General features: G+C 44.4%; 4 protein-coding genes and 1 pseudogene. 2 read left to right on the forward strand and 3 right to left on the reverse strand.

Features of this window, described 5'->3' with window-relative positions:
• Positions 1–64 precede the first annotated feature (64 nt).
• The gene (locus tag JMX63_RS06550) at positions 65–1,243 is read left to right on the forward strand and encodes an acyl-CoA dehydrogenase family protein (RefSeq protein WP_201571676.1); all 1,179 of its coding nucleotides are present in this window, start codon (positions 65–67) and stop codon (positions 1,241–1,243) included.
• A gap of 169 nt (positions 1,244–1,412) precedes the next feature.
• Here JMX63_RS06550 and JMX63_RS06555 read toward each other — a convergent pair whose 3' ends face one another.
• From JMX63_RS06555 to JMX63_RS06565, 3 genes are all read right to left on the reverse strand, one after another.
• The gene (locus tag JMX63_RS06555; protein ID WP_201571678.1) at positions 1,413–10,046 is read right to left on the reverse strand and encodes a YadA-like family protein; all 8,634 of its coding nucleotides are present in this window, start codon (positions 10,044–10,046) and stop codon (positions 1,413–1,415) included.
• Between the two features lie 429 nt (positions 10,047–10,475).
• Positions 10,476–12,113: a sensor histidine kinase gene (locus JMX63_RS06560; protein ID WP_201571680.1), complete on the reverse strand. Its 1,638-nt coding sequence runs from the start codon at positions 12,111–12,113 to the stop codon at positions 10,476–10,478.
• Between the two features lie 14 nt (positions 12,114–12,127).
• Complete coding sequence (locus JMX63_RS06565) at positions 12,128–12,814, reverse strand: response regulator transcription factor (protein ID WP_102090591.1); 687 nt, start codon at positions 12,812–12,814, stop codon at positions 12,128–12,130.
• Between the two features lie 57 nt (positions 12,815–12,871).
• Between JMX63_RS06565 and JMX63_RS06570 the strand changes: the two are divergent.
• Positions 12,872–12,956: pseudogene (locus tag JMX63_RS06570) on the forward strand (IS1595 family transposase); the annotation flags it as partial.

Genomic DNA, 12,956 nt, shown 5'->3' on the forward strand with positions numbered 1-12,956 from the left:
AATTTGTACTTTATCAGCTGTAGAAAAAAGTACTGTCTTATTCATCACAATAAGGTTGAACAATATGAATGATATATCCTCAGCAGAAATAACCACCCTACCATCGGATGCAGCAAACAAGATTTATGCATCAGCAATCATGTTTAGAGATGAAACAGAAAGCGCTAGAAAAATTGCACCCGTGGTAGTCAATAAACTTTCAGAATTTGCATTATTTAGAATGGGGTTGCCTAAATCGTTAGGAGGATGGGCAGGCAACCCAGTAGAAACGCTAAAAACTTATGAGACGTTGGCCAGTGCTGAGGCCTCCGTTGCTTGGATCGTTTGGAACAACCATTTGGCCTGTACATTCGGTCGATTTTTGGATGAGTCCAGTATGAAAGAGGTATATAGCGACCCCTCTCATATTTATGCCAATTCCGCACGGCCTGAAGGCGTGGCCCAAACAGTAGATAATGGCTACATGGTATCAGGACAATGGACACTCGTCTCTGGATGCCAATTGGCTGACTGGTTTGTGTTACGTTGTCTCGTTATCTCCGAAGGCTCTCCTACAACCCTTGGTCCAGGTGCAAATTTAAAACTATTCTTTATTCCTAAAAAAGACGTAAAAATCATTGATACGTGGGATGTGGGCGGCCTAAATGGCACAGGTAGCCACGATATCATTGTCAAAGACGCTTTTGTCAAAGAGGCTTATGCAGTTGACTTCGATAGTCCTGTGGCTGTCGATACTGCCTACAGTCGCCTGCCTATCGGTTGTATCAATGCTGCTGGCTGTGCGGCGATGGCGCTAGGCGTATTAAAAGCCGCTATGGATGACTTGGTTGATATGTGCCTTGAAAGAATAACACCTGGTAAGAGTCCAGATCTACGCGACCGTGCAACGGTACAGGCTACCATTGCTAAGAGTAAAACAATACTGGCATCGAAACGCGCCCAACTGCATCAAAGTGTAGATATATTATGGGAAGAATCTCAGCGAAAGAACACCTTTACTGATATACAGCTTGCCGATGTATGGGCAGCGTCTTGTGGAGGCGCAAGAGAAGCTCGCGACATGGTATCTGAAGTTTACGCAGTCGCAGGCACAGCCTCCCTATATAAAAAGCATAAGATAGAAAGGGCGCATAGAGATATTCATGCTATTTTGCAGCATGGCATTATTCAACCTCACTGGATGAATCAAGCAGGTATGGCATATGTTGGACTGACACCGAATGGTGCAATGTTTAGAATATAACAGCGTCTTAATTATAAATCATAAGCGCTTGTAAGATACAATTTACAAGCGCTTATGATTTATCGATAGCTTTATTACTTTAATTGTTTATCTTTAAGCCGTAAAAAAGCAAGACATTGGATGTCTTGCTTTTTTATAGCCTACCGATAACTACAATTGAAAGGCTTTGTTAATCAAAATGGAAGCCTGCACCCACTGCACCGCCTACGTTGCCTTGAGTATCTGCTGTACCATTTACCTTGATGACCCAGCGACCGTCATTAGATAATTTAGAGAAACCAATTGCTACAGCACTCTCTCCATTATAGGTACCGACACCGCCACCGATCAATGACTTACCTGTGATATAAGCCTGAGGCATTGCTGACATTGCCATTGCAGCTGAGATACCTGCGTTTGCATCGTCTTCTACTTCGTCGATTTTGTAGCCAAGATCGCTCATATTGTTATTGAGTCGACTATCAAGCGCGCTAAGCTGACTATAATTGACGGCGTCTGTTGCTTCGACCCCATCGGCGACACCAGTCATACGTTGGTTACCAGCATATAGACCTTGAGACGTCATACTTGGCCCATCTTGCATACTGATGCCCTCACTATTGATAACCGTTGTCCCAACTGTGACACTATCAACGCTGATATTACCGTTTAGGTCAAACTTAATACTACTGCCATCTGCTGTGGTGGTGATGTTATTGCCACCAGTGAAGCTGAGGACACTCTCATCGCCAATTGGTTTGTTGATATTGGCACCACTGTCTGCGCCAAAATTGAGTCCAGCATTTAGCTTGTCCGTATTGGTTTCGATATTCGTAGTATTGGTCGTGATATTGCTGGTATTCGTAGCAATATTTGTCGTATTGGTCGCGATATTGGTTGTATTAGTGGTAATGCTCTCTGTGTTAATTTGCACATTTTCACTAATTTCAATCGTGCCTTGTCTGATAGAAGCAATCGCACCATCGATATTGCTTTCACCCGTTCCACCAATGTCACTGTTGGTGAAAGTACCATCTTCGGCATTGTAAACAGTGTCACCACCGATAATACTACTGATACCAGCTCCTTGGGCGTAAAACTGACCGCCGTTTATGGCGTCCTGGCTTTCTGCCGAAACTTCTCCATTTTGAACGTTGGTAATTTTGGTATTAGCGGCATCAATACCACTTTTCGTGATGCTTGGGCCACCTGCAATAGTCAGTCCATCGTCATTCATGACCGTACCACCAGTAGTTACGCTATTCAAAGTAATATCTGGGTTCAGATCAAAGCTAATGTCATTAGCATTGGTAGGTATGGCTACAGCTTGTAGTGATGGACTACCATTAAGAGCAACGACATCACTCACTGATTTCCTAGATACCTTGATATTACCGTCTTTACTACTAAGGTCTACGGCATCTCCTTGTTTTACCATAGTAGCGATATCACCTTGAGCGGTGATGCCCCAACCTTGATCCAAAGCAATGGCTACATCTTTCAACTGCCCAACATTGACAGCATCCGTATTTAGCACACCTTCCCCAACATTGCGAATGGTGTTGCCTCCATTGTCTAGACCACGGCTACTCAATGAAACCTGCGAAACCATTCTATTCACGCCATTTCCAACGAAGGTAAAGCCTGCATCACTCATGATGCTATTGCCTATCTGTATACTGCCATCATCTCCGAGGTCTAACTGATTATTCAGTTTCACTTGGACGCCAGTCGCAGAAGCGACAGTAGTCAGATTGCTATCACCTGTGACATTGATGGTATCGCCTAATGCAAATTGCTGATCATTAGCACTATTGCCGTCACCAATTTTGATACCTTTAGCAATTTCGTTATTGGTCTTAAACAGCTGACTACCGTTAACCGCATCTTTACTAGTAGCGCTCAACAATCCATCAGCAACATTGGTAATTTTGTTGTTGCCATTGTTCAGACCATTGTTAGTCAGTGCTACCTGATTATTATCACCATTATATAAAGTAATGCCTGCATTATTAACCTGAGTATTGCCAGTGGTAACGCTGCCTGTATTACCAAGATTAATATCTTTATCCAATCTGATAGTCAAGGTATCAGTACCATTAGCAGTGACACTAATGTTTTTCGTTGCTGGATCAGCATTGATGGTATCGCCACCTTTGACAGTTAGCTTTTGACCAAGTTTACGGTTGACATCGGTACCACTGTCACCCCCAAAGTCTAGACCTTGGTTGATAGTAGAATTGGTTTGATTGAGCTGGTAGACATTAACGGCATCAGTATCGTCCTCACCAGCAGCAAGACCCGTGATTTTACCGGTATTTTCAGCATTGATGATTACCTCACCAAACTTCGGTGAATCAGCCATTTGAATCTCAATACCACCATCTTGTGTCGCAATCGTATTGATATTGCCTGATGAATATGTACCAATAGCTGTTTTACTACCAACAATCTGCATCTCCTTGTTTAGGTTGCGAGTGACATAACCAACAGTTGGATTGTCATTACCAGAGAATCGTAAACCATCATCTTCTAACGTCGCTATGGTATGACTGTTACCGTCACCATCTTCGTAACTTAAGCGAGTGACGTCTGTGTCATCATCAAATACGTCGCCAGGCCGGATTTCTGGACGCATGGTCAGCGTTGGACTCACACCATCTATCGCTGCAGGACCCGTTAGCCCGATTGTGCCATCAGCGCCATTAAGGGCAATGCCAGATTGACCGTCTGCACCATTCACACCGATAAAGCCATCTACACCATCTTCACCGTCTAGACCTGCTCCACCAACACTGAGGTTGTCGCCTAATGCAAAGTCGATTTCATTATTTGCCACTGTAGTGACGATACTGCCATCTGTACTGGTGTATTTGACCGTCTCACCAAGTTTGACTTTGTCTTTAGTCTCACCAGGCGCTAATGAAGCATTGTCGGCAGTAATGTCGAAACCTAAGTCAGTCAGATCCGTTGTCACGTCATTCAACTGATCAAGGTTCACCGCATCAGTACCATTGACACCTTTTCCAAGGTTCGTGATTGTGTTGGTTGGGTAATCCTCTTCATCAGCGTTGGAACCCATATCAATACCCGTACTGCTGATAATCGGACCGCCGTCATTGATGGTGATGCTGTCAAGATCCGTTAGGTTCTTAGCCATTTGAATTTCTAGTGCACCGTTATCTTTCTTAACGGTTTTAATATTGGCTGCAGAAGAAGCTCCAGTAGTCATACCACCTTCGACACCTAGAGTTTCACCTAGCATTCTATTAATCACTTGTCCATCATTGCCAACAAACTTCATACCTTTATTAACTAATGCAGTCGAAGCGAGTTTTAGCTGGTCTTCCGTTGCCGCTTGGCCTGAAACAATAGTGTTGCCATTCCATGTCTTATTGGTTAAACCATTTATTGTTCCAGTAACGCCACTAACCATCACTGGGTTTGCACCACCAACAGTAACCTTAGTGGCTTCGATTACACTACTATTAGCGCCATCTTTCACAGTTACTTTTTTGAACTCAACATTATCTTTAGTCGCAACTTTGATACTGCCATCTGTTTCACGAGTCAGTAGAATGTTGTCACCTGAGGCGAAGTTGGCTTTGTTATCCGTTTTCGTTAACGTCTTATCATCAGCACCATCGACCTGAGTAATAAGTGTCTGTATGGCACTGTCAGCATGACTCAAGCTAGTTTTAGTCTTATCACTTAAATCTACTTTGTAGTCGGTGATATTGTCATTACCTTTATCACCAGCGGTAACTGTCAATGCACTGTCATCTCCACTAGAGACACTAGTACCATTGGCATTGACGGTGTAGACATCCTGTCCGGTATTGCTGTCGATTGAGAAATCAACACTAGAGACATTGGTTCCCTTTAAAACTTTGGTTCTGGCAGCGGCAGACGAGCTACTTAGCTGACTGACATTGACAGCATCATTTGGGTCCTCACCGTTATCAACATTGATAATCTTTTTGTTACCAGCATTGATACCATTAGACTTAGTAATACTTGGGCCACCAGCCATGCTTAGACCATCACTGGTCAACGTTGCATTGGATAGTGGATTGATGCCGGTTACCGTCACACCAAGCCCACTAACTGTAGTTACACCGCCCATCGCTAGACCACCTGTGATCATGCCGAAGCGATCAACTTGAGTGCCACCAACAATATTACCTGTACTGACACTACCATTGTTACCTAGATCAAGATCGTTATTGAGCACAACTTCAACTTTGCCATTGTCTATTTGCGTAGTGAGGTTGCTGTTAGAGCCTATAATATCAACCGTCTGACCTAGGTTCTTCTGAACCTCATTATTATCAGCAGCTTTGATACCAAAACCTAAGGTCGTTACATCACCAATGGCAGTCTTTATATCACCGATATTTGCAGCATTTAGCTCGTTGTTTACATCAGTGAGGAGACCGCCGCTTAATACCCCTTTGATTTGCTGATCACCAGCATCTATACCACTAGTAGTAAAGCTTGGACCACCAGCGATGGTCAGACCGTCATTATTAACTAGTGTATTGCCCGTAGTTACGCTACCGTCAGCGCCAAGGTTGACTTTCTCAGCTAGTTTTACAACTAGGCCACCCGTTTCATCCGCTTCGACACCAATATTAGCAGTCGTTAGGTCGCTGGTTGCACCACCAGTAATACTCAGGGTTTGGCCAAGTTTACGAGTGGCCGTACCAGTGTCACCTGTGAAGTCAAGACCTAGATCAATGACACTTGAGATACCACCTTTTAACTGCGCAACGTTCACTGCATCACTATCGTTGGTACCAGCTGCTAGATTGATAATCTGACGATTGCCACCCTTAGCACCACTTCCTACTGAGACAGCGCCAGATATTGCGCCACTTTGAGTATTTGTGATTGCATCTGCATCTGCTAAGCTTACGCCTGTTGGAATGTAACCTGCCAAACCACCAGCACGATTAGCCACTGACCCTGCACCTAATGCCACCGAGCCTTTCTTGGTTGCTGAAGATCCCATACCAAAGGCAGAAGATGCATCACCAGATGAGCTTGAACGCACACCAACAGCAGTAGAGAGATTACCACTCGACTGTGCTTTGACACCAATGGCAACAGATGCTGCTCCATTAGATTCAGTGTGATTACTATAATCGCCAACTGTAACAAGTCCGCCTGTGCTGCCTGTATAAGTGTCAAATAATGCATTAACCCCATTTACCTTTGAGGCAGCATCTAAATCATCACCACCAATGGCGATAGAAGAGTTACCACTTGATACAACGTTGGCACCAATGGCGATAGATTGCTGACCACTAGCTACGGTTTTCTGACCACTCTCACCACTACCAATGGCAATGGCTTGACCACCTGTAGCACTGGCGTTGCCGCCCATAGCCATAGAGTTTGGTCCCTGTGCACCATCGTTGTTTTTGTTTCCTGTAGCATCACTTTTTACACTGTAGTACTTGGTTTTGTTGGCGATAACTGTCCCGCTCAAATCACCAATCGCTTTATTGGTAGCATGTAACTGACTACCGTTAATGGCATCAGTGCTAGTAGCATCCACGATACCCGGTGCCACGTTTTGGATTTGACGTTCAGCACCCACAGTCCCTACTGATACTGTATTAGCACCACTAGTTAAGCCAGCGACTGGTTGATTGTTTATGGCAAAAGCGCCGATGTGCTGTAATGCAGTAATGGATTGATGCCCCAAAGCGACGTTACCTGACTGTCCTGCAATAGCCTCACGACCTAAAGCTGTGGCATTGCTGACTGCACTAGAATCCCGACCAATAGCCGTACCGCCAATCTGAGCAGTGGACTTAGAGCCAAGCGCTACTGCGTAATTACCAGACGTAGCATCATCACCTAAAGATGCAGCATGGTTACCAGAGCTTGATCTCACACCAATTGCTAGACCGTTTCTGGTACTGGCCGCAGCAGTGGCACCGCGACCAATTGCAATACTATCCTCGCCATTAATTACAGCACCTTCACCCAGAGCGATTGAATGCTTGTCACTGGCGTTGATTGTGACGTTATTACCTAATACAAAGGAGTTGTCGGCATCGATGGTATTGTTATTACCCACTGCATAACTGCCGCTGCCGCTAATAATATTAGGGTCACCAAAGGCACCTGAGTTGTCACCACTAATAGTATGGCCAGTGCCCACAGCGACTGAGTTCTTACCACTCACTATATTACCTTTACCGATCGCTATCGATTCTTTTCCATCTACTACGCTTCGATCACCTAAAGCCACAGAGCTAATACCTTTTGCTTCTGAGCTAAAGCCTACAGATGTGGCCCATTGTTTAGTTGCATGAGAACCCACCCCAACTGCCGTGCTTTGTACTGCACTAGCGAGCGTACGTGAGCCAATAGCAGTACCTGTCAAAGTAGTAGCTTGTGCACCTTCACCTAAAGCCACTGAACGGTCGCCTTCAGCTTTCGCCTTATAACCAACTGCCGTGGCTTGATCACCTTTCGCTTCAGCACCTATTCCTGCTGCCATCGCATTATTGCCTATCGCGCCGTCATTATTGTAGTTGGCTTTAGGAGTTCCGCCATCTTTAACACTATAATAATGTGTCTTGTTAGCCACAACCGTAGTGCTTAAATCTTTAACAGACTCATTGGTGGCATGTAACTGACTACCGTTAATCGCATCGGTACTGGATGCACTCACCTTACCACTAGCAACATGTTTAATTTGACGCTCACTTCCTTCTGAGCCAACAGAGACCTGTGCTCCTTCATCATTGGTCGCGCCAGCGTAAAAATAATCCTTATTACCAATAGTAAGCTTCTTTTGGTCAGTTGCATCAGTTAGTGTAGTTGACCCTGCACCTAGTGCTACTGAGCCCTTTTTACTTGCTGACGATCCCATACCAAAGGCTGAAGAGGCATCACCTAATGAGCTTGAACGGACGCCGACAGCGGTAGAAAGATTGCCTTTGGAATGGGCTTTGACACCAATGGCAACAGAGGCCGCACCACCAGATTCAGTATGATTACTATAATCACCTACCGTAACAAGACCGCCTGTGCTGCCTGTATAAGTGTTAAATAACGCATTAACCCCATTTACCTTTGAGGCGGCATCTAAATCATCACCGCCAATGGCGATAGATGAATGTCCTTTTGATACTGTGTTTGCACCAATGGCAATAGATTGCTGACCGCTAGCTACGGTGTTCTGACCACTCTCACCACTACCAATAGCAATGGCTTGACCACCTGTAGCACTGGCGTTGCCGCCCATAGCCATAGAGTTTGGTCCCTGTGCACCATCGTTGTTTTTATTTCCTGTAGCACCACTTTTTACACTGTAGTACTTGGTTTTATTGTTCGAGATAGCATTGTTTAGATCACCGATGTTGGCAGCGTTGTTCTGAACATTCGGATCTGTTAATGAACCTCCGCTAGCAACCCCTGTAATTTGGTTGCCACCGTTATTTAAACCAGCACCGCTTAAGCTTACGCTGCTACCAAGGAAGGTAACACCACCATTACTCACAACCGTATTACCAGTAGTCACACTAGTAAGACCTGTTAATTTTTCAGCCAACTGAATGTTTAAGGTGTTACTCATGTTATCTGCAACTACACCGATGTTATTATCCGATAGTGCTGTGGTTGCACCGCCTTTGACGGTAAGTTGCTCACCAAGGTTGCGAGTGACTGTCGTCGCTGTATTGTCACCTGTAAAGTCAAGACCTAGATCAATGACACTTGAGATACCACCTTTTAACTGCGCAACGTTCACTGCATCACTGTCGTTGGTACCAGCAGCTAGATTAACAATCTGACGACGAACCGCTGCTTCATTTCCAGAGGCAACTCTACCCACGCTTACAGCACCAGTCGTACTTTTTGTGGCCAATATAGCAGTTCCATTGACACCAGTTGGTACATAGCCTCCAACATTACCACCGACATTGGCAGTTGAGTTTGATCCTAAAGCGACACTGTCCTCGAGTAAACTCTGCGCACCGCTACCAAAAGCCATTGAATCTTTGCCTTTTGCTAGAGTCTGCTCATTGGTCTGATATACCACACCAGACTGAGTACCTGTAGCATCTGCACCGTTAATGTCAGCAGAACCAATAGCAATCGAGCGGTATCCTTCTGCTCTAGCAGAATGACCCATCGCTAAAGAACCTTTCCCCGTAGCAGAAGACACATTACCAATCGCTTGGGCAAAATCCTCTGTCGCTGCAGATTGACGACCTAAAGCAAGTGAGGTATTTCCTTTCGCTAGGGCGGCGGGTCCAATTGCAATCGCTGCCACATTTTCAGATTTTGATTGAATCCCTAAAGCAATTCCTAAATTACTTGACGAAGCATTCATCCCTAATGATGTACCTGCTTCGGTTGCTACTGCCCCAGTACCAATCGCGGTAGAGTTAAAAGCTGTAGAAGTGTCAATACCCGTATTATCAGGGTTGTTTCTTTGATAAAAAGTAACTGCTGTATCAGATGATAAGTCTGCAACAGAATTACAACCCACTGCGACACTATCGGTCTTCCCTGCGGATGCAGCTGTACTACAATTACTAGCTGTACCAATTTCTACACCGCCCCCTACTCCAGTTGCTGCAAAAACTTGCGGCGACATCGTAAAACCAGCCGCTATCAACCCTATTCCGATAGCGCTAAGACGTAATCTATTGATTGATGATGCGTTAGACGTTGTATTGATGGTAGCGTTAGAGCTAACGCTAGATTTGGAAGATTTGCCACGTCCCTTGGCGTATTCACCAACAGCGGTAAAACAACTTAAGGCTTCATTCCAGATGACTTTATAGATGCGGTTCATGATGCGTACTCCCTTACAGACTTGTCAGATTTAAAAAATCAGAGATAAGATCTATGTCAGAGAGACGATGTGACAAAATAAAACGGGTTATAAGCTTATAATAACGAGACCTTGTTCAAATAATAGTTGTAGTAGTCTTTAAGGAATAAGACGTTTTGTTTTGTATAATCTTTATCACTCTCTGTATATATTAGTATTACCGAATATATACAGAGAGACAATACCGTTCATCCGTATTTTGATACCGTTCGTCGGTTATATTCATATAAACGAATATAAATACTTTTCATTTTTGTCTATTTATAATAAATTACGTCGGTTTTAAAAAGAGCCAGCTTTTATCTACTACTAAATATGCGCTTATACACATTAAAAATACAGGACAAGCGCATGTTGGTTACATAAATTGTTTCTACATTATTTATCTTTTTATCTGTTAGGTAGCACTATTTGAACCACTAACCCTTGAATACCATCTTGCCGATTATGAGCATTGATATATCCTTTATGAGCCATAACTACAGCATGAACAATAGCCAATCCAAGACCATAGCCGCCAGTATCACGATGCCGAGCAGTATCAAGCCGCACAAAGGGATGGAAAATACGTTCTAAGTCTTTGTCTGCGACACCGCCGCCTTCATCTGTTATATTAATTTGAACGGCTGGTGCCTTATTGTCCATCTTGATTGCTTTGACTTCCGCAATCACTGTCGAACCCGCTGCCGTGTGCATAAAGGCATTGCGAATAACATTTTCAAGTGCACTATACAACTGTTCGGCATTACCTTGGACTGTCCAAAATCCTGCCAAATCATCTAGCGCTGAGGCTACAGGCGGTTGCCATTGCCAATGCACGTCTTTATGTTGAAATTCAAAGCAGACATCCTCTCCGATATTACTAATAGTGTCGGATATATCGACTGCCTCACTCTCCAAATTATCGACGGTATATTGCTGCATTTGTAGAGACTGAATGTGAATGATTTGCTCAATTAGCTCATTCATTCGTGTAGACTCTTTATCGATACGGTCCAGATAACGATTGGCATTAGGCGCGAAGTCTCGAGTCAGCTCAGTCGCGACATCCAAACGAGCAAGCGGCGAACGCAGCTCATGTGAGATATCACTGAGCATTTGCTTACGTGCCAGCTCACTGTCAACCAGTCTGGTCGAGAGATGGGCAACGTCTTTGGCAAGTAGCCCCAACTCATCATCGCCCATCTTGGACAGTTCTGGGTTGGCTTGATAATTACCATCAATCATACGGTGTACAGTATTTTGTACACGGCCAATCCGCTGGGTTAAAGTACGACTGAGCCATATGCAGACCAATACGCTAAAGATAACAATCAATAGCAAACGTATTGGAAAATTACCGTGCTGTATCTCTACCACGTCTGAAAAACGCAAGTGCGGACGCAACTGTATGATAATTGACTGACCATCAGGTAATTCAACAGACATATCAGCCAGTTCAGGACGAGTATCGATATCAGCTACTGCTGCACTACTTGCTGTTCTTGGCTTTAGGAATTTTTGCCAAAAAGACGGCTCAATTTTCGGTATTTCATTGTCGTGTTCACGCAGTCTATTGTCAGCATTGCGACCTTCTAGACCATAAACGCTATTCTCTACTCTAGGTGGCCTAGGTGGTATTTGCTGCAACGGTTGTATCGCACGATCCATTAGCCGCCGACCACTTTGCAACTGTCCTTGCGCGCGATCGTCTTTGTCACGATAACGCGGGAATATAATAGCGCCCTGCTCATCATAGACTCTGATTTGATTCATCAGCTGGCGGTCTTGACGATACATCTGCCTGACAGAGTCTACATCACCAGCCCGTAGCGCCGCGACCATCTCTTCACGCTTTATCAATAGACTATCGATTTGTATATCCATACGAGAGGTCAGCTCTTTTTCAGCCAGCCAGCGCTCTACCACGATAGACAATACAGAGGTGATTAAAATCGTCAGTAATAAGCTCAGAAACATACGCCAAAACAAGGTAATGCGCACCTTAAACTTAGGTGCTTTTTTGAGGGTCTGCCCAGAAGCTTTCATCGATATGTCCGTCATTACAGCACCAGTTGATAACCTTTACCACGCACCGCTTTTATTGGTTCATCGTGGAAAGGTTGAAGTTTTTTGCGTAAGCGAGATACATGCACATCAAGGCTACGGTCAAACGGCTGCAACTCACGCTGCAAGATATTTTCTGACAGCCATGCTTTACTCACCACTTCCCCTTTTTGTTTGAGTAAGGCAACAAGTAGATCAAACTCTGTACCAGTGACTTGTAGCGTTACCCCATCTATCTGACAGGCGCGTTGGTTTTGATCGAGATGCAAACGACTCTCTGGCAACGGAGTATGCTCTGATGCGGTCGTATTGGTACGTTTAATCACTGCATTGATACGCGCTAGCAGCTCTCGAGGGTTACAAGGTTTGGTGATATAGTCATCGGCCCCAAGCTCTAGACCAATAATACGATCAATCTCCTCCCCTTTCGCCGTTAACATAATGACAGGAATATCAATAATATTTGGTAATTGACGCAGCACACTTAATCCATCCAGTTTTGGCATCATAATATCGAGTACGAGTAAATCATAGACCGTATCTTCGTGTGCTACTGCCTTGAGTCTTTGTATGACTGCTGCACCATCATGCACGCAGTCACAGCGAATGCCGTGATTGTCCAAGTACTCTTGCAATAACTGAGTCAACTCTTCGTCGTCATCGCCTATCAGGATGTTTGGCATGCTTCTCTCCTTTAATTTTGGGGCTGTAGTAGATAAGCACTATGCTAGACTACTTTTATGAAGATAACCCGTTGTAAACTAAGTAAAAAAGCACAGCGAAGGCTATTAGAGTTTTTCACGGCTGAAGTAACTGCTAGAACAG

The sequence above is a fragment of the Psychrobacter nivimaris genome, from assembly GCF_904846365.1.
Lineage (GTDB): Bacteria > Pseudomonadota > Gammaproteobacteria > Pseudomonadales > Moraxellaceae > Psychrobacter > Psychrobacter nivimaris_B.

What these genes read in the sequence shown, in the direction of transcription:
- JMX63_RS06550 (WP_201571676.1), top strand. Translation starts at nt 65, where the DNA reads ATGAATGATATATCCTCAGCAGAAATAACCACCCTACCATCGGATGCA.
- JMX63_RS06555 (WP_201571678.1), bottom strand. Translation starts at nt 10,046, where the DNA reads ATGAACCGCATCTATAAAGTCATCTGGAATGAAGCCTTAAGTTGTTTT.
- JMX63_RS06560 (WP_201571680.1), bottom strand. Translation starts at nt 12,113, where the DNA reads ATGAAAGCTTCTGGGCAGACCCTCAAAAAAGCACCTAAGTTTAAGGTG.
- JMX63_RS06565 (WP_102090591.1), bottom strand. Translation starts at nt 12,814, where the DNA reads ATGCCAAACATCCTGATAGGCGATGACGACGAAGAGTTGACTCAGTTA.